The following is a 22,131-nucleotide window of genomic DNA, read 5'->3' on the forward strand; positions in this document are numbered from 1 at the left end:
ACGCAGCTCGTCGAACCGCTCGCGCATGCCCTCCTTGACGACGTCCTTGAGGTGGATGACGCCCAGGACGCGCGGACCCTTGTCGTCCTCGACCGCGACGAGGAGCGGCGTGCCGCCGGCCTGCGAGATGTCGTCGGTGAGCTTGGTGGCGTCGTCGGCGACGGTGCCGCCGCGCTCCTTCACCCAGGCCACGACCGAACCGGTCGCGCCCTTACGGACCTTGCGGCCGTCGATGTCCACGCCGGACATCCGGGTCTGGGCGGTGAAGGGGATCCACTCGGCGCCCACCAGCTCGCCCTCGTGGCGCTCGCGCAGGCCGTACTTCTCCTTGGCGAGGACGACGATCGAGCGGCCCTCGGGCGTCTCGTCGGCCAGCGAGGAGAGCTGGGCGGCGTCCGCCACCTCGGCGGCCATGGTGCCCTTGACGGGCACGAACTCGGCGGCCTGGCGGTTGCCGTAGGTGATGGTGCCCGTCTTGTCGAGCAGCAGCGTGGAGACGTCGCCCGCGGCCTCCACCGCGCGCCCGGACATCGCCAGCACGTTGCGCTGGACGAGCCGGTCCATGCCCGCGATGCCGATGGCGGAGAGCAGCGCGCCGATGGTCGTCGGGATGAGGCAGACCAGCAGGGCGGCCAGCACGATCATCGTCTGCTCGGCGCCCGCGTAGATCGCGAAGGGCTGGAGGGTGACGACGGCGAGCAGGAAGACGATGGTGAGCGAGGCCAGCAGGATGTTCAGCGCGATCTCGTTCGGCGTCTTCTGCCGGGCGGCGCCCTCGACCAGGTTGATCATCCGGTCGATGAAGGTCTCGCCCGGCTTGGTCGTGATCTTGATGACGACGCGGTCGGAGAGGACCTTCGTACCGCCGGTGACCGCCGAGCGGTCGCCGCCGGACTCGCGGATGACGGGGGCCGACTCGCCGGTGATGGCCGACTCGTCGACGGAGGCCACGCCCTCGACGACGTCGCCGTCGCCCGGGATGATGTCGCCCGCCTCGCAGACGACCAGATCGCCCACGCGCAGCTCGGTGCCGGCCACCGACTCCTCGCCACCGTCGCCGGTCAGGCGGCGCGCGACCGTGTCGGTCTTCGCCTTGCGCAGCGTGTCGGCCTGCGCCTTGCCGCGGCCCTCGGCGACGGCCTCGGCGAGGTTGGCGAACAGGACGGTCAGCCAGAGCCAGATCGTGATCGTCCAGCCGAACCAGTCGCCCGGGTTCTTCAGCGCCAGCCCGGTGGTGACCACCGAGCCGACCTCGACCACGAACATCACCGGGGACTTGACCATGACCCGGGGGTCGAGCTTCTTGAACGCGTCCGGCAGGGACTTGAGCAGCTGCGCCGGGTCGAAGAGACCGCCGGCGACGCGGCCGGGCTCCTGGGCACCGTGCGCGTCGACGTCCTTGGGGTCCTCGGAGGTGGGTCGGACAGGGGTGGTCGTGCTCATGAGAGTCCCTCCGCCATCGGGCCAAGGGCCAGGGCCGGGAAGTAGGTCAAGCCGGTGATGATGAGGATCGCGCCGACGAGCAGGCCCGCGAAGAGCGGCTTCTCGGTGCGCAGGGTGCCCGCGGTCTCGGGGACGGGCTTCTGCTCGGCGAGCGAGCCGGCCAGCGCCAGGACGAAGACCATCGGCAGGAAGCGGCCGAGGAGCATCGCCAGGCCGATCGTGGTGTTGTACCACTGCGTGTTGGCGTTCAGGCCCGCGAAGGCCGAGCCGTTGTTGTTGGCGCCGGAGGTGAAGGCGTAGAGGACCTCGGAGAAGCCGTGGGCCCCGCTGTTGTTCACGGAGTTCGACGCGCCGTTGAGGATCGAGCCGGGCGGCGTGGACAGGGCCATGGACAGCGCGGTGAAGCCGAGGACCAGGGTCGGGGTGATGAGGATGTAGCACGCGGCGAGCTTGATCTCGCGGGTGCCGATCTTCTTGCCGAGGTACTCGGGCGTGCGGCCGACCATCAGGCCCGCGATGAACACCGCGATGATCGCCATCACGAGCATGCCGTAGAGGCCGGAGCCGACGCCGCCGGGGGCGATCTCGCCCAGCATCATGCTCAGCAGGGTGATGCCGCCGCCGAGGCCGGTGTAGGAGGAGTGGAAGGAGTCCACGGCACCGGTCGAGGTGAGGGTGGTCGTGGTCGCGAAGATCGCGGAGGCGCCGACGCCGAAGCGCTGCTCCTTGCCCTCCATCGCGCCGCCGGCGGCCTGGAGCGCCGCGCCGTGGTGCGCGTACTCGGTCCACATCATCAGCACGGTGAAGGCGAACCAGATGAAGCCCATCGTCGCCAGGATCGCGTAGCCCTGCTTGACGTTGCCGACGAGCTTGCCGAAGGTTCGCGTCAGCGCGAAGGGGATGACGAGGATCAGGAACATCTCGAAGAGGTTCGTGAACGCGTTGGGGTTCTCGAACGGGTGGGCGGAGTTGGCGTTGAAGTAGCCGCCGCCGTTGGTGCCGAGCTCCTTGATGACCTCCTGGGAGGCCACGGCGCCGCCGTTGACCTGCTGGGTGCCGCCCGCCAGCTGCCCGATGTCGTGGATGCCGGCGAAGTTCTGGATGGCGCCGCAGGCGACGAGGATCAGCGCGCCGACCACCGAGAGGGGGATCAGGATCCGGATCGTGCCGCGCACCAGGTCGGCCCAGAAGTTGCCCAGCTCGCCGGTGCGGGAGCGGGCGAAGCCCCGGACGAGGGCGACGGCGACGGCCATGCCGACCGCGGCGGAGACGAAGTTCTGCACCGCGAGGCCGAGCGTCTGCACGGCGTGGCCCATGGCCTGCTCGCCGGAGTACGACTGCCAGTTGGTGTTGGCCACGAACGAGGCGGCGGTGTTGAACGCCTGGTCCGGGCTGATCGCGGTGAAGCCGAGCGAGAGCGACTCCGGCAGCACGCCCTGGACCCGCTGGAGCAGGTAGAGGAAGAGGAGGCTGACGGCGGAGAAGGCGAGGACGCCGCGCAGATAGGCGGGCCAGCGCATTTCGGCGCCGGGGTCGGCGCCTATCAGGCGGTAGATCCATTTCTCGGCGCGCAGGTGCTTCTCGGAGCTGTAGACGCGGGCCATGTAATCGCCGAGCGGGATGTACACCAGGGCCAGCGCGCCGATGAGCGCGACGAGCTGAAGAATTCCGGAGAGGACGGGACTCATGTCGGTGCTCAGAACCTCTCCGGGAAAACGAGGGCGAGGATCAGGTAGCCCAGCAGGGCGACGGCCACGACGAGGCCGACGATGTTCTCGGCGGTCACAGCTTCGTCACCCCCTTGGCGACGAGAGCCACCAGCGCGAAGACCGCGATGGTGGTGACGACGAAGGCCACATCGGCCATCGTGTGCTCCTAGAGAGGTTCGGAAGAACGGACCTCTAGAGGAAACCTCCACTACCGTCCGGTAGCACTTCCGTTGACGCCTCCCTTACGGCCATTAGCGCCCCCTTGACGAGATCCTGACGCGGACGCTCCGGACCTGCGGAAATGCTCCGGAAACGCCGCTGGGCCGGAACCCGTATTACGGGTTCCGGCCCAGCGAAACAGCGTATTCAGGCCGCCCGGCGGCCCTTTCCGGCAGCCGCCCGGCGGTCTCTCCGGCAGCCGTCGGCGATCCTTCCGGCGGCTCGGGTCAGCGGATCTCGCTGATCTCCGGGCCGCGCTGGAGACGGTCCACCCCGCCGGCGAAGCGGGAGCCCGGCTCCTCCTGCTGCTGGAGCCCCTCGGCCACCATCTGCGCGTCCTCGGGCAGCTTCAGGACGATCGGGTCGCGCGGCGCCATCGGGGACTCCCCGCGCACCACGACCGTGTCCCGGAAGACCTGCTCCAGCAGCCCGGCGGTCTGCGGCTGCACCGCGCCCTGGCCGGAGATCACACCGCGCAGGAACCAGCGCGGCCCATCACAGCCGACGAAGCGGACGAGCTGGACGCCCTGGGTGCCGTCCGGCAGCGCCACGGGCACCTGGGCCCGCAGCTCCCAGCCGAGCGGACCCTCGACCTCGTCCACGACACCGCCCTGCTGGGTGATGCCGGCCGCGATCTCCTCGCGGACCTCGCCCCAGATGCCCTCGCGCTTGGGGGCGGCGAACGCCTGGAGCTGGACGGCGCTGTCGCGCAGCACCACGGTCGCGGCGACGATCGCCTCGCCGGCGACCTCGACCCGCAGCTCCATGCCCTCGACGCCGGGCACGAACAGTCCGCCCAGGTCCACCCGGCCCTCGGCGGGGTCCCCGACCTCGGAGGCGTCCCACGGACCGTCGGGGCGCGGCCCCGGCTCCAGCCGGATCCGGCTCTCGGCCGCGGTGGCCTCTGCGGCCCGGGAGTCCTCAGTCAACTCCTCGGAGGCCACGTCGTCGATACGATCGACAACGTCCTCGCTGCGCTTGCGGCGACGACCGAACACGTCACTGTCCTTCCCGGTCGCAGGCGACCGAAGCGAATCCATTCCCCACGGCAGCGTGGCCACCGGTGGACCCGAAGCCCCCTTCGGCCCGCGCCGAGCCGGGAAGCTCCGCCACCTCGTGGAAGCGGACCTTCTCGACCTGCTGGACAACCAATTGGGCGACGCGGTCGAACCTCTCGAACCGGACGCTCTCGCGCGGGTCCAGATTGACCACAATCACCTTGATCTCTCCACGGTACCCGGCATCGATGGTGCCCGGGGCATTGACCATGGACACCCCGCAGCGGGCGGCCAGGCCCGACCGGGGGTGGACGAACGCCGCGTAGCCGTCGGGCAGCGCGATGGAGATGCCGGTGGGCAGCACCGCGCGCTCACCGGGGGCGAGCTCGGCGGCCTCGGTGGTGACGAGGTCGCAGCCCGCGTCACCGGGGTGCCCGTACGAGGGAATGGGCACCTCGGGGTCGACCCGGCGGATCAGGACGTCCAGTCGCGGACGGGGCACGACGCTCACGGGTTCACCTCAAAGGCTCGGGCGACCTTCACCTGGTCGGGGTCGGCGAGGGCGGCCTGGATCTCCTGCTTGCGGCCGTTCTCGATGAAGTGGTCGACCTTGACCTCGATGAACACCGCGTCCGCCTGCACCGCGACCGGGCCCTCCGGCCCGCCGATACGGCCGGTGGCCGTGCAGTAGATCTTGCGACCGTGCACCGCGACGGCCTCGGCCGTCAGGTGCAGCACGGTGCCGACCGGCACGGGACGCGTGAAGTCCGTCTCCAGCCGCCCCGTCACCGCGATGGTGCGCAGCAGCCAGCCCAGCGAGCCCAGGGTCTCGTCCAGGGCCGTGGCCAGTACACCGCCGTGCGCCAGGCCGGGGGCGCCCTGGTGGGCCTCCCTGACGCGGAACTCGGCGGTCACGCTCACCCCGTCGCCGGCGCGGGTCTCCAGGTGCAGCCCGTGCGGCTGACCGCCGCCGCAGCCGAAGCAGTGTTCGTAGTGCGACCCGATGATCTCTCCGGGCGCGGGGGCTTCGGGGTGCCGCACCGGAGGCCGTGCGTCGGCCGGCGGTGTCAGCGCTGTCGTTCGTCCACTCACAGGGGCTGACCTTACCCGCGCGGACGGGGCCCGGTCCCGTCCGTGCCAAGCTTGTGCGCATGCAGCCTTACGAAGAACGCCTGACCGCGCCCCGCTCCTGGTGGGTCATCGCGGTCCTGGCCGGCGTCGCCATGGCGCTGATCCTGCTGCCGCTGGGCACCCTGCCGATGCTGGGCGGGCTGATCGGCGGCTCGGCGCTGTCCGCGATGGCGGTCAGCTCGTACGGCTCCGCGCGGATCCGGGTGGTCGGCGGCGCGCTGGTGGCGGGCGACGCGAAGATCCCCGTCACGGCGCTGGGGGTGCCGGAGGTGCTGGACGCCGAGGAGGCCCGCGCCTGGCGCACCCACAAGGCGGACACCCGCGCGTTCATGCTGCTGCGCGGCTATGTGCCCACGGCGGTGCGGATCGAGGTCACCGACCCGGCGGACCCGACTCCGTACGTCTACCTCTCCACGCGTTACCCCGAGCGACTGGCCGCCGCGGTCGAGGCCGTACGGGCTTGAGGGCGGGCCGGTGGTCCGGGACCCGGTCCCGGGCCCCAGGCGGTCACCCACAAGGGCCACACGGGCCTCTGGGAGGCCCTCGCGGGCTTCCGGGTCGGGTCCGGTCGGCCCTCGCGGCGTCTCAGGCCAGCCCCAGGCCCTCGTCCGGCGGCTCCGAGGGCGTGCCCGCGAGCTCGTCCCAGGAGATCTGCCGGGCGCGCAGGTCCTTGCGGACCTTCTCGGCGAGCCGCTTGGTGTCCCGGCGGTTCATCACCGCGCCGACGGTCGCGCCGATCATGAAGGGCGTGAGCTTGGGGAAGTTGCGGAAGGTGCGCTTCAGCACCCGCTGGCGCAGCTCGCGGCGGAGCTGGCCGCCGAGCGCGGCGTTGACGGTCAAGGGGGACGTGACGTCGATGCCACGCTCGTCGGCCCAGGCGCCCAGGTAGGCCACGGCCCGCTGGCGCCCGTCGCCGGGGGCCCGGACGCCGTACACCTCGTGCAGCTCGGCGATGAGCTTGTACTCCACGGCGGCGACGCCGATGACCTCGGCCGCCAGCTCCGCGGGCATGGCGGGCGGCACGGGCAGCATGGCCGCCGCCCCGATGCCCGCGCCCACGGTGGAGGTGCCGTAGGCGGCTCCGGCCACCAGTTTGTCCGCGAGCTCCTCCGGCCCGAGGCCGGGGAACTGCGCGCGAAGGGTCGCGAGATCACGCACCGGGATGCGTGGAGCGTTCGCGATGATCCGGTCCGCGACGGCGGTGAGGCCCGTCCGGGCGCCCCGGCCGCCCTTGCGCAGCCGCACGGCGGCCTCCTGGCCGACGGCGGCGGCGAGCGAGGCCATGCGGCCTCGCTCGGCGGTCGGGTCGGCACCCGCCTCGACCGCGCCGCCAGTGACGTCCTCGCCGGGCCCGGAGGTCAGCCCGGGCCGCTGGGAGCGCCGCTTCCGGAACGGGTTCGAGCCTGCCATGGCAGACCCTGCCTCACTCGCAGTCGCGGCAGATCGGCTGGCCGTTCTTCTCCCCGGCGAGCTGGCTGCGGTGGTGCACGAGGAAGCAGCTCATGCACGTGAACTCGTCGGCCTGCTTGGGCAGGACCCGGACGGCCAGCTCCTCGTTGGAAAGATCGGCGCCGGGCAGCTCCATACCCTCGGCGGCCTCGAAGTCGTCGACGTCGACCGTCGACGAGGACTTGTCGTTCCGCCGGGACTTCAGTTCTTCAAGGCTGTCACTGTCGACGTCGTCGTCGGTCTTGCGTGGGGTGTCGTAGTCCGTTGCCATGTCGCTCTCCCCCTCTGGGTGTCTGCGGTATCTCCAGCGCACGTAACGCGTGAGAGGCCGGACTTGTGCCCGACCCGAGGCGGAGATTTTGCCTCACATCAAGGTCTGTTACTCAATCGACACCCAACCGCACACCTGAAGAGGTGATCGGGACGGGTGTCGATGGGGACCGTACACGGTCGAAATGCCGTGTACGGCCATGCCATTCCGTGTACTTCCCGTGATCAGGACCCCCGGAAACCCCCATTTTTCAGGCGTTCCCCCGGGGCCGCCGGTCACGGAGAGTAGATGGCCGGAAGTCTGCGTATGTGACCGATCACACACAGCCGCGATGCCGGGCGGACCGGATGAATTCCGCCCAAAGCGAACCCGCGACGCCCTATTCTCGCAGACTTCCCGGCCCGGGTGTCGCCCGGGTCGGCACCAGTCAGGTGGGCAGGACGACCCGCATGACCAGGCCACCTCCCTCACGGGGCTCGGCGGTGATCCGCCCGCCGTGCGCCCGCGCCACCGAGCGCACGATGGACAGCCCCAGGCCGACGCCCTTGTCGCTGCCGGTACGCTCCGTGCGCAGCCGGCGGAAGGGCTCGAAGATGTTGTCCACCTCGTAGGCCGGGACGACCGGGCCGGTGTTCTCCACGATCAGCACGGCCTGGCCCGGCAGGGCCTGGGTCGTGACCTCCACCCAGCCGTCCGGGGTGTTGTAGCGCACCGCGTTCTGCACGAGGTTCAGCGCGATCCGCTCCAGCAGCACGCCGTTGCCCTGGACGACCGCGGGCTGCCGGGTGCCGCGCAGCTCCACGCCCTTGGTCTGGGCCTCCCCGCGCGCCTGGTCGAGGGCCTGGGAGGCCACCTCGGCGAGGTCCACGGGTTTGCGGTCCACGATCTCGTTGTCGCTGCGGGCGAGCAGCAGCAGGCCCTCCACGAGCTGCTCGCTGCGCTCGTTCGTGGCCAGCAGCGTCTTGCCCAGCTGCTGGAGCTCCGGGGAGGCGCCGGGATCGGACAGGCTGACCTCCAGCAGGGTGCGGTTGATCGCCAGCGGGGTGCGCAGCTCGTGCGAGGCGTTGGCGACGAAGCGCTGCTGGGCGGTGAAGGCCCGCTCCAGCCGGTCCAGCATCTCGTCGAAGGTGTCCGACAGCTCCTTGAGCTCGTCGTCCGGGCCGCCCAGCTCGATCCGCCGGCTCAGATCCGTGCCGGCCACCCGGCGGGCGGTCCGCGTGATCTTGCCCAGCGGGGAGAGGACCCGGCCGGCCATGGCGTAGCCGAAGGCGAAGGCGATCACGGCGAGGCCGAGGAGGGCGAGGAGGGAACGGCGGAGCAGGGAGCCCAGGGCCGCCGCCCGCTGGTCGACCATGCAGCCGTTGAGGATGCTGTTGGCCTGCTCGGCGTTGAGGCCCGGGCTCTTCAGCGCAGGGCAGGTGTTACGGGTCACCTGGACCTGGCTGCCGTCGACCAGCTTGATCAGCGGTTCGCTGCCGACCTCCAGGGCGTTGGCGGCCAGCAGATAGATGATCGTCAGCAGCAGGACGCCGGCCATCAGGAACATCCCGCCGTAGAGCAGGGTGAGGCGTATCCGGATGGTCGGGCGCAGCCAGGGGAAGGGCCGTACGACCGGCTGGCGCGGGTCCCAGGTGGGCTTGGGGGGCGGCGTGGCCGCCGGGCCCGGCCCGCCCGCCGGAGGGGCGGGAGGCGGCGGGGGCGTGGGGGTGGCGGGGGTCTGGGACATCGCGGCTCAGATCCGGTATCCGGAGCCCGGGACGGTGACGATCACCGGGGGCTCGCCGAGCTTGCGGCGCAGGGTCATCACGGTGACCCGGACCACGTTGGTGAACGGGTCGGTGTTCTCGTCCCAGGCCTTCTCCAGCAGTTGCTCGGCCGAGACCACGGCACCCTCACTGCGCATGAGGACCTCCAGGACCGCGAACTCCTTGGGCGCCAGCTGCACCTCGCGGCCGTCGCGGAACACCTCGCGGCGGTTGGGGTCCAGCTTGATGCCGGCCCGCTCCAGCACGGGCGGCAGGGCGACGGTCGTCCGCCGGCCCAGCGCCCGGACGCGCGCGGTGAGCTCGCTGAACGCGAAGGGCTTGGGAAGGTAGTCGTCGGCGCCGAGCTCCAGGCCGGCCACGCGATCGCTGACGTCGCCGGAGGCGGTCAGCATCAGGACCCGGGTGGGGATGCCGAGCTCGACGACCTTGCGGCAGACGTCGTCGCCGTGGACGAGCGGCAGGTCGCGGTCGAGCACGATGACGTCGTAGTCGTTGACGGCGACGCGTTCGAGGGCGGCGGCTCCGTCGTACACGACGTCGACGGCCATGGCCTCCCGGCGCAGTCCGGTGGCGACGGCGTCTGCGAGCAGCTGCTCGTCCTCGACGACGAGTACGCGCACGGCGCTTTTCCTTCCTCTTGGCCCGTGTGGGCAGGCGTGATGACCCCTGATGGGTTCCTCCATCCTGCCTCGGATGTCGGTAAACCGGCTGTAAGGGGTGCCTGGCGGACTGCTGGGGAAGGATTCCGGATTCTTCGGCGGCCGAAGGTTTCCGCCGGGACCGGGGTGGGGAAGACGTCTGCACACCCGCGATCACGCTTCTCCGTACGCCTCCGCGTACGCGGGTACTCCACGCAGTGATCGTTTTCGCCGTGGCACACCCCCGTGCCGCCAACCCACGACGAGGGGGCGCAGCACCATGGACGCGTTCACCGCTGGCATTCTGCAGCGCATAGAGACGACCCGGTCCGACCTCGACCACGCCCGTCGTACGGGCGACGACTACCTCGCCGACGTCGAACAGTCGGAGCTCGACGAGCTTCACCGCCTGGCGGCGGAGCACGGCGTACAGGTCTGATCCGCACAGCGCGGAGCGCCCCCGGCACGGCTTCGGTCCGTGCCGGGGGCGCCTGCGTGCCGGCGGGCACCCCACTTCGTCACGCGCCACCACGGCGCCCCGTAGGGGCGCGGGGAACTGCGCGATCGGCCGGCGATGGCCCGCAGCCGACACGCCACCCCGGGGTCCGGGCAATGTGCGGCCACGTCGTGGCTTGTCGCGCCCACGCGGCGGAGCCGCACGGTGTCACGGCCCCGCGCCCCTCCGGGGCACCGCATGATCCGCCGGAAAGGGCCTAGTCGTGCCAGGCCCCCAGCTCCTCCAGCCGGGCCTGGAGCGGCTCGTAGAGCCCCGGCGCCGCCGCGATCGTCAGCTCGCCCGAGGCCGGGTCCTCGGGGCGGCGGCCGCCCGTCAGGGCGCCGGACTCGTGGGCGATGAGGGCGCCCGCCGCGTAGTCCCAGGGATTGAGCCCCCGCTCGTAGTACCCGTCGAGCCGGCCGCAGGCCACGTCGCACAGGTCGATCGCCGCCGACCCGCCGCGCCGGATGTCCCGCACCTCCGGCAGGAGCGCGCGGACCACCTCCGCCTGGGCGGCGCGCCGGGCCGTCAGATAGCCGAAGCCCGTGCCGATGAGGGCCTGGGAGAAGACGGGCGCGGGCCGGCAGCGCAGCCGCCGCTCCCCCTCGAAGGCGCCCCGCCCGCGTACCGCGCGGTACGTCTCCCCGCGCATCGGCGCCGCGACGACGCCCACGACCGCCTCGCCGTCGATCTCGGCCGCTATCGACACGGCCCACGACGGCAGCCCGTACAGGTAGTTGACCGTGCCGTCGATGGGGTCGATCACCCAGCGCACCCCGCTGGTGCCCTCGGTGCTGGCGCCCTCCTCCCCCAGCAGCCCGTCGTGCGGGCGGCGCTCCGCGAGGAAGCCGGTGATCAGCTTCTCGGCGGCGATGTCCATCTCAGTGACGACGTCGATGGGGCTGGTCTTGGTGGCGGCCACGCCGAGATCGGCGGGCCGGCCGTCGCGCAGCAGCGCGCCGGCCCGGTCGGCGGCCTCCAGCGCCACGGCCAGGAGTTCGTCCTTGAGGGCATCGGGGGCATCGAGGGCGTCAAGCGCATCGGTCACGGTCGGTGGCTCCTTACGCGTACGGGCTGTCGGCACCGGCGGCCGCCGGGCGCGGGGCCCGCGCCGGGCAGCAGCCGACGGGGCAGAGGTCGTGGGAGGGCCCGAGCGAGCCCAGGGCGCAGCGCTCGGGCCGCTCGCCCCGCTCGGTCGCCGCGCGCTCCAGCACCAGCTCGCGGACGGCGGCGGCGAAGCGCGGGTCGGCGCCGACGGTGGCGGCCCGGGCCACGGGCAGGCCCAGCTCGGCGGCCTTGGCGGCGGCCTCGGTGTCGAGGTCGTACTTGACCTCCATGTGGTCCGAGACGAACCCGATGGGCACCATGACGACGGCCGGCGCGCCCTCGGCACGCACCGCCTCCAGGTGGTCGCAGATGTCGGGTTCGAGCCAGGGGATGTGCGGGGCGCCGCTGCGCGACTGGTAGACGAGGCGCCAGGGGCGGTCCTCGACGCCGGTCTCCTTCCGCACCGCCTCCGCGACGAGCCGGGCCACGTCGAGGTGTTCGGCGACGTAGGCGCCGCCGTCGCCGTGGCCCTCGGCCGGTCCGGAGGTGTCGGCGGCGGCCGTGGGGATGGAGTGGGTGGTGAAGGCCAGGTGGGCGCCGGCCCGGACCTCCTCGGGCAGCCGGCCGAGCGCGGCCAGCGTCGCCTCGGCCATGGGGGTGACGAAGCCGGGGTGGTTGAAGTAGTGCCGCAGCTTGTCGACGCGCGGCAGGGGCAGGCCCTCGGCCTCCAGCGCGGCCAGCGCGTCGGCGAGGTTCTCCCGGTACTGCCGGCAGCCGGAGTAGGAGGCGTAGGCGCTGGTGGTCAGGGCCAGGACGCGGCGGTGGCCGTCGGCCACGATCCGCCGCAGCGTGTCGGTCAGGTACGGCGCCCAGTTGCGGTTGCCCCAGTAGACCGGGAGGTCGACGCCCTGCGCCGCGAAGTCCTCGCGGAGGGCGCTCAGCAGGGCGCGGTTCTGGTCGTTGATCGGGCTGACGCCGCCGAAGAGGAAGTAGTGCTGCCCGACCTCCTTGAGCCGCTCGCGGGGGATGCCCCGGCCGCGGGTGACGTTCTCCAGGAACGGGACGACGTCGTCCGGCCCCTCGGGCCCGCCGAAGGAGAGCAACAGCAGGGCGTCATAGGGGGCGTGGGATGGCTGATCCGACATGCCTCCGATCCTGCCACCCGCCACTGACAGCCGGGAAATGGCGGTGCGTCGCACGAACATCCGGACGTAAGCTGTATCGGCCACCTACGTCCCTTACGGCACCCTCTACCCGTCCCCAGTGCCGACCTTCCCGGGAGCCGTCCTTGTCCAGTCCCTACCGCGCGATATTCGCCGCCCCCGGCACCAAGGGCTTCGCCGCGGCGGGCCTCGTCGGCAGGCTGCCCCTGTCGATGCTCGGCATCGGCGTCGTCACGATGATCTCCCAGCTGACCGGCCGGTACGGGCTGGCCGGCGCCGTCTCGGCGACCCTGGCGCTCTCCGCCGCCGTCCTGGGGCCGCAGGTCTCCCGGATGGTCGACCGGCACGGACAGCGGCGCATACTCCGCCCGGCGACGGCCATCGCGCTGACGGCCGTCACCGGGCTGCTGGTGAGCGCGCAGCAGCGGTGGCCCGAGTGGACGCTGTTCGTCTTCGCGGCCGGCGCGGGCTGCGTGCCGAGCGTGGGGTCGATGGTGCGGGCCCGCTGGGCGGCGCTGTTCCACGGCTCGCCGCGCGAGCTGCACACGGCGTACTCGGCCGAGTCCGTCATCGACGAGGTGGTGTTCATCGTCGGGCCGATCCTGTCGATCGGCCTGTCCACGAGCTGGTTCCCCGAGGCGGGACCGCTGCTGGCGGCCTGCTTCCTGGCGATCGGCGTCGTGTGGCTGACCGCGCAGCGGGCCACCGAGCCGAAGCCGCACCCCCGGACGGACCAGGCGGGCTCCGCGCTGGGCTCGCCGGGGCTCCAGGTACTGGTGGCGGTCTTCGTGGCCACCGGCGCGCTGTTCGGCTCCATCGAGGTCGTCACCGTGGCCTTCGCCGAGAATCAGGGCCACAAGGCCGCCTCCAGCCTGGTGCTCGCGGTGTACGCGCTGGGTTCCGGCATCGCCGGCGTGGTCTTCGGCCTGTTGCACCTGAAGGGCGACGCCGCCCGCCGCTGGGTGCTGGGCGTGTGTGCGATGGCCGTGAGTATGATCCCCCTCCAACTGGTCGGGAACCTGCCGTTCCTGGCCGTGGCGCTCTTTGTCGCGGGCCTGGCCATCGCGCCGACGATGGTGACCACGATGGCCCTCGTCGAGCAGCACGTACCGCGCGCGAAGCTGACCGAGGGCATGACCTGGACGAGCACCGGGCTGGCGGTCGGCGTGGCGCTCGGCTCGTCGGCCGCCGGCTGGGTGGTGGACGCGGCCGGGGCCCGGGCGGGGTACGCGGTGCCCGGCGCGGCGGGACTGCTCGCGGCCGTCGGCGCGTTCCTCGGGTACCGCCGGCTGCGGCCGGCGCCGGAGCGGGTGGGGGTGCGCGCCCATGGGGGCGACGGCAAGGACGGGCAGCGCCTGGCTGAGCAGCAGCACCAGGCATGACGACGACTTATGGCGCAACTGGGCGGGGAACGTCACCGTCCGGCCCGCGCGCACGGTGGCCCCGAGGACCGCGGAGGAGCTGTCCGCGGCGGTGGTCCGGGCGGCCTCCGACGGCTTGACGGTGAAGGCGGTCGGCAGCGGCCACTCCTTCACCGCCGCGGCGGCCACCGACGGTCTGCTGATACGCCCGGAGGGCCTGGCGGGCGTCCACTCGGTCGACCGGGCCGCCGGGACCGTGACGGTCGGCGCGGGCATGACGCTCCGCCGGCTCAATCAGGAGCTCGCCGCGCGGGGCCTGTCCCTGACGAACATGGGCGACATCATGGAGCAGACGGTCTCCGGGGCCGTCAGCACCGGCACCCACGGCACCGGCCGCGACTCGGGCGCGATCGCCGCCCAGATCGCCGGGCTGGAGCTGGTGACCGCCGACGGGTCGGTGCTGACCTGCTCGGCGCGGGAGAACCCGGAGGTGTTCGCCGCGGCGCGGGTGGGCCTCGGCGCGCTGGGCGTGCTCACCGCGATCACCTTCCGGGTCGAGCCGGAGTTCCTGCTCACCGCGCGCGAGGAGCCGATGTCCTTGGGCGCGGTGACGTCCGGCTTCGACGCGCTCGTCGCGGAGAACGAGCACTTCGAGTTCTACTGGTTCCCGCACACCGACCGCTGCGTCACCAAGCGGAACAACCGCGGCGCGGGCCCGGCGGACCCGCCCGGCCGGGCCGCCGCCTGGGTGCAGGACGAACTGCTGTCGAACGGGCTCTTCGGCGCCGTCTGCGCGCTGGGCCGGGCCGTCCCCGGGACCGTCCCCGGGATCGCCCGGCTCAGCGCCCGGGCCCTGTCCGCCCGCACGTACACCGACATTCCCTACAAGGTCTTCACCAGCCCCCGCCGGGTGCGCTTCCTGGAGATGGAGTACGCGCTGCCGCGTGAGGCGGCGATGGCGGCCCTGCGGGAGCTGCGGGCGATGATCGAGCGGCGGCGGCTGCGGGTGAGCTTCCCCGTGGAGGTGCGGACGGCCCCGGCGGACGACATCCCGCTGTCCACCGCTTCGGGCCGGGATACGGCCTATATCGCCGTACACATGTACAGGGGCACACCGCACCAGGCGTATTTCACGGCCGTCGAGCAGATCATGACGGCCCATGGGGGACGGCCGCACTGGGGCAAGCTCCACGGCCGTGACGCCACGTATCTGGCCGACGTCTATCCGCGCTTCGCGGAGTTCACGGCGGTACGGGACAGGCTGGATCCCGACCGTGTCTTCGCCAACCCCTACCTGCGGCGGGTCCTGGGCCGGTGATGGCACGGGCCCGGCCTGTCCTACGAGGCCGTGCCCGTGCCGGTGGTGCCGGTGCTCGTGCCTGCCGCCGCGTTCTGGCCGGGCTGCGGCGAGGGGGACTGGCCGCCCGTGCCGCCGGAGCCCTGGCCACCGGTGCCGCCCTTGCCGTCGGTCCCGCCCTTGCCCGGGTCCGGCGACGTGCCGGAGTCCGGCGTCGGGGTCGGCTTCGGCGTGCCGCCGCCGGTGGACGGGGTCGGCGTGGGGTCCGGGGTGGGCTTGCCGCCCGTACCGCCCTGCTGCGACGCGCCCGGGGAGGGGGTCGAGCCGCCGTCGCCCGCGCCCGCCCCGTTCCCGTCGTGCGAGCGGCCGGGGTCCGGGGTCTGCGGCGGAGCCTGGTCCTCGTCCTGCTTCTTCTCGCTCCTGTCCGGCTGGAAGATCCGGCTGACGGTCGTCCCGCCCTTGTCCCCGTCCGCGCTGGAACCGGAGACGAGCTCCACCGCCGTCACCGTGCCCATGGCCAGGGCGAAGACGGCGGCGGCCGCCAGCAGCGGGCGCTTGCGGCCGCGCAGCCGGGTGCCGTGGGTCGTGCCCTTCGAGAATTCCTCGGAGAACTCCGCGGAGGAGGCGTGGATGTACGCGTCGTCATGCGCGCCGGTGTACGCACCGGCGCACGCCTCGGATTGCGCCGGGTTCGCACCGGGATGTGACACCTGGTGCAGCAGTTGCGTACGGTCCTCGGTCCCCGGTGGCGGGTCCGCCGCGTCGACCTGCCCGAGCAGCTGGGTGCGCTCCAGGTCGGCCGAGCGTGCCCGGCCCACCGCGCGGGACGCGTCGCGCACCGGGACCTGGCGGAGCCGGGGCTCCGACGGGGTCGCCACGTCGCGTATCTGCTCACCCGTACGTTTGAACAGGTGCTGGAAGACTGTGCCACCCGTCGTGGCCACGACACTGACGACTCCGGCACCGAGCACCGTGCCGTACACCCCGAGCCGGCCCGCGAGCATGGCCGCCACGACCGCCGCCAGCGCACTACCGGCCACCTGTGCGACGCTCAGCTCCAGACGCCTGCCCTTGGCTTTTGCCTCAGTTTCGGCTTTGTCGTCCATCTCCAGCCTCTGTTGTTCCCTTCGGTCCCTCTTATAGCCAGAAGAGACATTCGAGCCTAACGAACAGTTCCGAATCGGGCGATTATGTGAACCTCGCCACCCACGGGAACCGGACCCGGACACGCCCCCCGCAAGGGGCGCATTCCAACTCCCTTGCCGCACGAGAACTTCGCTGGCGCGCCGATCCACGCCCGCTGGCCCGAATGGAGTACTGTGGCGAGCCCTGGCCCCAATATCCCGTTCGGCTGCCCGGAAACCACCGGACCCGTCGGGAGGGGCCCGGGCGGCTCTCGCCCCGTCAACTCGGCAATGTTGTGGCAGGCTGCTACCCGGGCAGGCCACACTCGACTAGCGGAAGCAGCGACGCAGGTGACGTCGGCAGGCACCACCCGGGAGGTCCCCATGCCCGAACTGCGTGTCGTGGCAGTCTCCAACGACGGCACACGGCTGGTGCTCAAGTCTGCGGACAGCACGGAGTACACGCTTCCCATCGACGAGCGGCTCCGCGCCGCCGTGCGCAACGACCGCGCACGCCTCGGCCAGATCGAGATCGAGGTGGAGAGCCACCTCCGGCCCCGCGACATCCAGGCCCGCATCCGGGCCGGTGCCTCGGCGGAGGAGGTCGCCCAGCTCGCGGGCATCCCCGTGGAGCGCGTACGCCGCTTCGAGGGCCCCGTGCTCGCCGAGCGCGCCTTCATGGCGGAGCGCGCCCGCAAGACACCCGTGCGCCGCCCCGGTGAGAACAGCGGCCCGCCGCTCGGCGAGACCGTCGCGGAGCGCATGCTGCTGCGCGGCGCCGAGAAGGACACCGCCCAGTGGGACTCCTGGCGCCGCGACGACGGCACGTGGGAGGTCCTGCTGGTCTACCGCGCCGCAGGCGAGCCGCGCGCGGCCAGCTGGACCTACGATCCGCCGCGCCGGATCGTTCAGGCGCTGGACGACGAGGCGCGGGCGCTCATCGGCGAGACCGACGACACGCCCGAGCCGACCTTCCCGTTCGTGCCGCGCATCGCCCGGCTGCCGCGCGACCGGCCGCTGGACCGTTCCCTCGACCGGGACCGGTCGCAGTCCGCCGGCCCGGACGCGGAGGCACCCTCCGGCGACGCGCCGGCGGAGGACGCGCCCGCGCCCAAGGAGCGCGACCGCGACTCGCTGACCAGCCTGCTGGAGGCCGTCCCGAGCTTCCGGGGCGACATGGTCGTACCCGAGCCGCCGTCGACGCCCCCGGCCGTCGGCGCGATCCCCCCGCCCCCGTCCGACGCCCCGGGCGAGGAGACGGAGGTCGTCGAGCCCCCGGCCCCGGCGGCCAGCGCGGGGTCCGCCTACGCGGACGTGCTCATGCCACGGTCGGTGGCGGGGCACCGCGAACGCCTGATCGGCACGACGGACCGCCAGGCCGAGGCGGACGGCGTCCGCCCCGGGCGGCGGGCGGCGGTGCCGAGCTGGGACGAGATCGTCTTCGGGACGCGGCGGAAGAAGCAGGACTGATCCGGCCCCGTGGGTGCCGACCCGGCCTACAGGCCGGGTCGGCGCCGCCGGACGTCTACACGGTGGCCGACCGCCGTCGCGGCGGAGGAAGGGTGCCCCGCCGCGGCCGGCTCAGCCCGCGTCCGCCCCCGTCGCCACCGGCCGTGCCGGGTCCGACGACCACTCGCTCCACGACCCGACGTACAGCACCGCCGGCACACCCGCCACCGCCAGGGCGAGGATCTCGTGGGCCGCGGAGACGCCCGAGCCGCAGTAGACGCCCACCTCCGCCGCCCCCGTCGCGCCCAGGCGCGCGAAGCGGGCCGCGAGCTCGGGGGCCGGACGGAAGAGGCCGTCCTCGGTGACGTTCTCGGTCGTGGGCGCGGAGACCGCGCCGGGGATGTGCCCGGCGACCCGGTCGAGGGGCTCCACCTCGCCCCGGTAGCGCTCCCCCGCCCGCGCGTCCAGCAGCACCCCGCGCCGCGCCAGCGCCGCCGCGCCGTCCGCGTCGAGCACCGGCAGCGCGCCCGGCTCGGGCACGAAGTCGCCGTCGGCCGGCGCCGGCACCTCCGTCGTCAGTTCGCCCCCGGCCGCCGTCCACGCGGCGAGGCCGCCGTCCAGGACGCGTACGGACGGGTGCCCCGCCCAGCGCAGCATCCACCACGCCCGGGCGGCGGCCCAGCCCAGACCGTCGTCGTAGACGACGACCGGGCGGTCGGAGCGCACCCCCGCCCGTCGCATCGCCGCCCCGAACGCCGCGGTGTCCGGCAGCGGGTGACGGCCTCTCTCGCCGGGTTCGGCCGCGAGTTCGGCGTCCATGTCGACGTAGACCGCGCCCGGGAGATGCCCGGCCTCGTACTGGGGGCGGCCGGGCGCGGCCCCGGGCCGGTAGCGGATGTCCAGGAGCGTCGGCGGCCGTTCGCCTGCCGACTCGCTCGCCCATTCCTTCGCGGTGATGATGACGTCCATGAACCCATCCTGGCGTAGTCCGCGTTGCTCCGAACGGTCCCCTGGCCAGAAGGCGCGTCGCTGATCGATACTGGACGGCGCTGCCGAGGACACGGAAGCGGATCACGAATTCGGGCATGCTCAGCGGGAACCCTTACGCCCGGCGCGGCCGGGGCGCGTGTCCCGGCGGGACGCGCGGCCACCACGATGGTCCGAGGAGATACTGACGATGACCGAGGTATGGGGCTCCTCCGAGCACCGCGGGGCGACCCGGCGGCAGACACCGGGCACTCCTTGCTGGACGAGTCTCCTGGCGCAGGACCTGGAGGCGGCCAAGGAGTTCTACGGCGGGCTGTTCGGGTGGTCCTACTACGCTCCCGGGTCCGGCCGGCCGGGGCCGTACGTCCGGGCCACGATCGACGGCCGGGACGTCGCCGGAATCGGGGGCCTGCCGCCCGATCGTCAACGCGCCAACGCGTGGACCACCTATCTGGCGAGCGACGACGCGGACGCCTCCGCGGAGTGGATCCACTGCGCCGGAGGAACGGTGGGCGTGGGCCCGCTGGCCGACGAGGACGCGGGGCGGCTGGTGCTGGCCACGGACCCGGCGGGGGCGCCGTTCGGCGTCCGGCAGGGGCGGGGGGCGGCCGATCCCGGTCCGGCCGGTGTGCCCGGCACCCCGGTCTGGCACGAACTGGTGACCCATGACGCCGCCGCGGTGCTGAAGTTCTACCGCGCGCTGTTCGGGTACGAGACGAAGTCGTCCGGCGCCGTGGGCGCCGACACGTTCACGCTGCACCTGGACGGCCGTCCGGTGGCGGCGATCCGGGGCGCGGGGCCGGCGCTGCGGCATCCGCACTGGATGACGTATTTCGAAGTGGCGGACGTGGACACGGCCGCCGAGCGGGTCGCCGAGCTGGGCGGCCGGGTCGTGGACGCCCCGGCGGAGGTGGCGACCGGGCGCGCGGCGACGGTCGAGGACCCGGAGGGGGCCGTCTTCACCCTGCTGCGGACGGCCGGCTGAGGGGACGTCGGGATCCGCCCGGCTCAGCCCGCGTTCTCGCGGTCCACCGGCAGCACGTCCGGCGACAGGGCCGCCGCGCGCGCGGCGGCCGCCGTCAGCCGACGGCGGTGGTGGCGTCGGCACAGCACCTCGTAACCGACCACGGTCTCCGGCTGGTTGACGTCGCCGACGACGACCTGCGCGCCCTCGACGACCATCTGTCCGCCGACCGTACGGGCGTTGTGAGTGGCCCGTGCCCCGCACCAGCACAGCGCCTCGACCTGGAGGACCTCGACGCGGTCCGCGAGTTCGATCAGACGCTGGGAGCCCGGGAAGAGCTTGGTGCGGAAGTCGGTGGTGATGCCGAAGGCGAAGACGTCCATTTCGAGGTCGTCGACGATCCGGGCCAGCTGATCGATCTGCTCCGGCTCGAGGAACTGGGCCTCGTCGCAGATGACGTAGTCGGCTCGGCCGCCCGCCGAGAGCTGCCCGACCAGGTGCGCGTAGAAGTCGAACCCCTCCCCCGCCTCGACGGAGTCGGTGACCAGGCCGAGCCGGGAGGACAGCTTGCCCTCGCCGGCCCGGTCGTTGCGGGTGAAGATCAGCCCCTCGAGGCCGCGGGCCGACCGGTTGTGCTCGATCTGCAGAGCGAGGGTGCTCTTTCCGCAGTCCATCGTTCCGGAGAAGAACACCAGCTCGGGCATGGGAAGGCCGATGCCTTTCGTTTGATCGTGGGGGTGGGGGGTGGAACGGGGAGGCTCAGGAGCGGACTTCGAGGAGCGGCACGAGCTGCTCGACCGGCGTCATGGAACCGTGGAGGCCGACCATCCTCGACTCGTTGGGCTCGGTCTCCGTGGCGACGATCGCGACGTCGTCGCGGGCGGCGGCGACGACGTCGCCGATCCGCGCGTACACCCGGTCGTCGACGCCCTCGCCGGGCGGGCCGAACCAGCCCGCCTCGATCGCCTCGTCCCGGCCCGCGACCCACATCTGCTCGCCGAGCACCTCGCGCCACACGGCCAGGACGTCGGCGGCCGCGCCGGGCACCGCGTAGACGTGGCGGGCCCGCGCCTCGCCGCCCAGCAGGGCGACGCCTGCGCGCAGCTCCCAGTCCTCGTCGAAGTCGATGCGCGACTCCGGGTCGAACGGGATGTCGATCATGCCGTGGTCCGCGGTGACGTACAGGGCCGAGCGCGGCGGCAGCTGTTCGGCCAGCCGCCGGGCGAGCAGGTCCACGTACATCAGCTGGCCGCGCCACTCCTCGGAGTCGACGCCGAAGCGGTGGCCCTTGCCGTCCACCTCGCTGTAGTACGTGTAGACGAGCGAGCGGTCCGCGGCGCCGAGGCGCTCGGCGGCGAAGTCCATCCGCTCCTCGCCGGAGAGCCGGCCGTGGAAGGTGCCGCCGCTCAGCGCGACCTTGGTCAGCGGGGTGTGCTCGAAGTCCGGCGAGGAGACCTGGCAGGTGGCGATCCCGGCCGCGTCCGCGAGCTGGAAGACCGTGGGGTACGGCTGCCAGGCGTGCGGGTCGGTCCAGGGGCGCCAGCGGAGCTGGTTCATCAGCTGCCCGGTGGCCGGGTCGGCGACGGTGTAGCCGGCCAGGCCGTGGGCGCCGGGCGGCAGGCCCGTGCCGACCGATGCGAGGGAGCTCGCGGTGGTGGAGGGGAAGCCGGCGGTCATGGGCGCGCCGGTGCCGTTCATGGACGTGCCCAGCAGCGAGTGGAGGAACGGGGCCTCGTCGGGGTGGGCGCGCAGCAGCTCCCAGCCCAGGCCGTCGATCAGGAAGACGCAGACCCGGTCGGCGGGCGCCAGCTCCATCCCGGAGGACATCCCGGGCACGCCGAGGCCCGCGGCGACCGAGGGCAGCAGGTCGGCGAGGGAGCCGGTGCCGTAGCGGGGCAGCGGGGCGGAGCGGGGGTCGAGCGGGGCGGGCTCGTGCCAGGCATGGCCGGCCGCGGTGGAGTAGGACATCAGCGGGTGGTCGCCGCGGTGGCCTCGGAGAGCGCCTGGGCGAAGGCGAGGGTCTGACGGACGGTGTCCGGGCCGTCACCCGCCTCGCTGACGCGCAGGCTGAGGTCGTCGGCGGTGGAGGAGCCGGTGTAGCCGTGGTCGGCGTCGCAGTTCGGGTCGCCGCAGGCGGCGGGCTCGAGGTCGATGCGGGAGACGGCGCCCCAGCCGATGGTGAGGACGACCTCGCGGGGCAGGGTGCCCGGGGTGTAGGCCTCGGGGTTGGCGACGACGCGGCTGAGCACCACCGAGGAGATCCGGTCGAGCTTCACGGACTCGGTGGAGGTGGTGGCGTAGGGGGACGGGGAGGTGCCGTCGGCGGCCTGCTCGTCGGTGTGGCTGACGATGAATCGGGTACCGGTGAGGACGAGCACCGTGACATGGCGGCGCACCTCGTTGGAGTCGAACGTCGTCTCCTGGTGGACCAGGTACGACACGACCGGCTCACCGCCCACGGCGGCTTCCACCGCCTCGGCCACGAGGGCCGGGTAGTAGCCGCTGCGCTCGATGGCCGCGCGCAGCCCCTGGGTCGTCGTACCGGTCTTCGCCATACGTCCCATCCTACGGGGCGTACGGGGTCCGGCTGCCGCCGATCCCCGGCCACGGGCTCGGTGC

The 22,131-nt window shown here is 72.8% G+C and carries 23 protein-coding genes; 6 read left to right on the forward strand and 17 right to left on the reverse strand.

What is annotated here, in order from left to right; genetic code table 11:
* The 6 genes from kdpB to ACX9I7_RS22535 form a co-directional block, all read right to left on the reverse strand.
* A partial coding sequence (gene kdpB / locus ACX9I7_RS22510) for a potassium-transporting ATPase subunit KdpB (RefSeq protein WP_459388323.1) occupies positions 1–1,443 on the reverse strand: 1,443 nt, incomplete at its 3' end.
* A complete protein-coding gene (gene kdpA, locus ACX9I7_RS22515; protein ID WP_387571932.1) occupies positions 1,440–3,131 on the reverse strand; it encodes a potassium-transporting ATPase subunit KdpA in 1,692 nt (563 codons plus the stop codon). The genes kdpB and kdpA, both read right to left, overlap by 4 nt.
* An 8-nt stretch (positions 3,132–3,139) precedes the next feature.
* Entirely contained in the window at positions 3,140–3,229 is a 90-nt protein-coding gene (gene kdpF, locus ACX9I7_RS22520) for a K(+)-transporting ATPase subunit F (protein WP_043188605.1), read from the reverse strand.
* A gap of 369 nt (positions 3,230–3,598) precedes the next feature.
* Complete coding sequence (locus ACX9I7_RS22525) at positions 3,599–4,369, reverse strand: DUF3710 domain-containing protein (protein WP_240667505.1); 771 nt, start codon at positions 4,367–4,369, stop codon at positions 3,599–3,601.
* A gap of 1 nt (position 4,370) precedes the next feature.
* On the reverse strand, positions 4,371–4,871 hold the full coding sequence (dut, locus tag ACX9I7_RS22530; RefSeq protein WP_358629533.1) for a dUTP diphosphatase: 501 nt from the start codon (positions 4,869–4,871) through the stop codon (positions 4,371–4,373).
* A 5-nt stretch (positions 4,872–4,876) separates the two neighbouring features.
* The gene (locus tag ACX9I7_RS22535) at positions 4,877–5,461 is read right to left on the reverse strand and encodes a PaaI family thioesterase (RefSeq protein ID WP_126916464.1); all 585 of its coding nucleotides are present in this window, start codon (positions 5,459–5,461) and stop codon (positions 4,877–4,879) included.
* Between the two features lie 59 nt (positions 5,462–5,520).
* Between ACX9I7_RS22535 and ACX9I7_RS22540 the strand changes: the two genes are divergently transcribed.
* Positions 5,521–5,964 carry a DUF3093 domain-containing protein gene (locus tag ACX9I7_RS22540; protein ID WP_189449222.1) on the forward strand — a complete coding sequence of 148 codons (444 nt, stop codon included), beginning with the start codon at positions 5,521–5,523 and terminating at the stop codon, positions 5,962–5,964.
* A gap of 121 nt (positions 5,965–6,085) precedes the next feature.
* Here the strand turns inward: ACX9I7_RS22540 and ACX9I7_RS22545 are convergent, their stop codons facing one another.
* The 4 genes from ACX9I7_RS22545 to ACX9I7_RS22560 all read right to left on the reverse strand — a co-directional run bounded on the left by ACX9I7_RS22545 (position 6,086) and on the right by ACX9I7_RS22560 (position 9,606).
* Positions 6,086–6,910 (reverse strand): hypothetical protein, encoded by an 825-nt coding sequence (locus tag ACX9I7_RS22545; RefSeq protein ID WP_387571938.1) that lies wholly within the window; start codon positions 6,908–6,910, stop codon positions 6,086–6,088.
* Between the two features lie 13 nt (positions 6,911–6,923).
* Positions 6,924–7,220, reverse strand: a complete 297-nt coding sequence (locus ACX9I7_RS22550) for a DUF4193 domain-containing protein (RefSeq protein ID WP_126916461.1) — start codon at positions 7,218–7,220, stop codon at positions 6,924–6,926.
* A gap of 427 nt (positions 7,221–7,647) precedes the next feature.
* Positions 7,648–8,946 (reverse strand): sensor histidine kinase, encoded by a 1,299-nt coding sequence (locus ACX9I7_RS22555; RefSeq protein ID WP_386724933.1) that lies wholly within the window; start codon positions 8,944–8,946, stop codon positions 7,648–7,650.
* 6 nt (positions 8,947–8,952) lie between these two features.
* The gene (locus ACX9I7_RS22560) at positions 8,953–9,606 is read right to left on the reverse strand and encodes a response regulator transcription factor (protein WP_189449229.1); all 654 of its coding nucleotides are present in this window, start codon (positions 9,604–9,606) and stop codon (positions 8,953–8,955) included.
* A gap of 298 nt (positions 9,607–9,904) precedes the next feature.
* Here ACX9I7_RS22560 and ACX9I7_RS22565 point away from each other — a divergent pair, with 298 nt between their 5' ends.
* Positions 9,905–10,063, forward strand: a complete 159-nt coding sequence (locus ACX9I7_RS22565) for a hypothetical protein (protein ID WP_189449231.1) — start codon at positions 9,905–9,907, stop codon at positions 10,061–10,063.
* A 274-nt stretch (positions 10,064–10,337) separates the two neighbouring features.
* On the opposite strand, the gene ACX9I7_RS22570 is transcribed toward ACX9I7_RS22565, so the two are convergent.
* Complete coding sequence (locus tag ACX9I7_RS22570; protein WP_387571942.1) at positions 10,338–11,168, reverse strand: inositol monophosphatase family protein; 831 nt, start codon at positions 11,166–11,168, stop codon at positions 10,338–10,340.
* A gap of 13 nt (positions 11,169–11,181) precedes the next feature.
* Complete coding sequence (locus tag ACX9I7_RS22575; protein WP_459388324.1) at positions 11,182–12,312, reverse strand: ferrochelatase; 1,131 nt, start codon at positions 12,310–12,312, stop codon at positions 11,182–11,184.
* Between the two features lie 143 nt (positions 12,313–12,455).
* On the opposite strand from ACX9I7_RS22575, the gene ACX9I7_RS22580 reads away from it, so the two are divergent.
* Both ACX9I7_RS22580 and ACX9I7_RS22585 read left to right on the forward strand, forming a co-directional pair.
* The gene (locus ACX9I7_RS22580; protein WP_387571947.1) at positions 12,456–13,712 is read left to right on the forward strand and encodes an MFS transporter; all 1,257 of its coding nucleotides are present in this window, start codon (positions 12,456–12,458) and stop codon (positions 13,710–13,712) included.
* Positions 13,657–15,009 carry a D-arabinono-1,4-lactone oxidase gene (locus tag ACX9I7_RS22585; RefSeq protein WP_459388325.1) on the forward strand — a complete coding sequence of 451 codons (1,353 nt, stop codon included), beginning with the start codon at positions 13,657–13,659 and terminating at the stop codon, positions 15,007–15,009. Before ACX9I7_RS22580 ends, ACX9I7_RS22585 begins: the two co-directional genes overlap by 56 nt.
* Positions 15,010–15,029: 20 nt before the next feature.
* Here the strand turns inward: ACX9I7_RS22585 and ACX9I7_RS22590 are convergent, their stop codons facing one another.
* Positions 15,030–16,094, reverse strand: a complete 1,065-nt coding sequence (locus ACX9I7_RS22590; protein ID WP_459388326.1) for a hypothetical protein — start codon at positions 16,092–16,094, stop codon at positions 15,030–15,032.
* A gap of 369 nt (positions 16,095–16,463) precedes the next feature.
* Here ACX9I7_RS22590 and sepH point away from each other — a divergent pair, with 369 nt between their 5' ends.
* The gene (gene sepH, locus ACX9I7_RS22595) at positions 16,464–17,582 is read left to right on the forward strand and encodes a septation protein SepH (protein WP_459388327.1); all 1,119 of its coding nucleotides are present in this window, start codon (positions 16,464–16,466) and stop codon (positions 17,580–17,582) included.
* Between the two features lie 111 nt (positions 17,583–17,693).
* On the opposite strand, the gene ACX9I7_RS22600 is transcribed toward sepH, so the two are convergent.
* Entirely contained in the window at positions 17,694–18,530 is an 837-nt protein-coding gene (locus ACX9I7_RS22600; RefSeq protein ID WP_459388328.1) for a sulfurtransferase, read from the reverse strand.
* A gap of 208 nt (positions 18,531–18,738) precedes the next feature.
* Here ACX9I7_RS22600 and ACX9I7_RS22605 point away from each other — a divergent pair, with 208 nt between their 5' ends.
* The gene (locus ACX9I7_RS22605) at positions 18,739–19,533 is read left to right on the forward strand and encodes a VOC family protein (protein ID WP_387571961.1); all 795 of its coding nucleotides are present in this window, start codon (positions 18,739–18,741) and stop codon (positions 19,531–19,533) included.
* A gap of 23 nt (positions 19,534–19,556) precedes the next feature.
* Here ACX9I7_RS22605 and ACX9I7_RS22610 read toward each other — a convergent pair whose 3' ends face one another.
* From ACX9I7_RS22610 to ACX9I7_RS22620, 3 genes are read right to left on the reverse strand one after another with little or no spacing between them, the layout of a single operon-like run.
* On the reverse strand, positions 19,557–20,216 hold the full coding sequence (locus ACX9I7_RS22610; RefSeq protein WP_459388329.1) for a thymidine kinase: 660 nt from the start codon (positions 20,214–20,216) through the stop codon (positions 19,557–19,559).
* A 55-nt stretch (positions 20,217–20,271) separates the two neighbouring features.
* On the reverse strand, positions 20,272–21,480 hold the full coding sequence (locus ACX9I7_RS22615; protein WP_459388330.1) for an alkaline phosphatase family protein: 1,209 nt from the start codon (positions 21,478–21,480) through the stop codon (positions 20,272–20,274).
* Positions 21,480–22,067: a DUF5998 family protein gene (locus ACX9I7_RS22620; protein WP_126916448.1), complete on the reverse strand. Its 588-nt coding sequence runs from the start codon at positions 22,065–22,067 to the stop codon at positions 21,480–21,482. The genes ACX9I7_RS22615 and ACX9I7_RS22620 overlap by 1 nt, the downstream gene beginning before the upstream one ends.
* Positions 22,068–22,131 lie beyond the last annotated feature (64 nt).

The organism is Streptomyces sp. L500, from assembly GCF_054551825.1.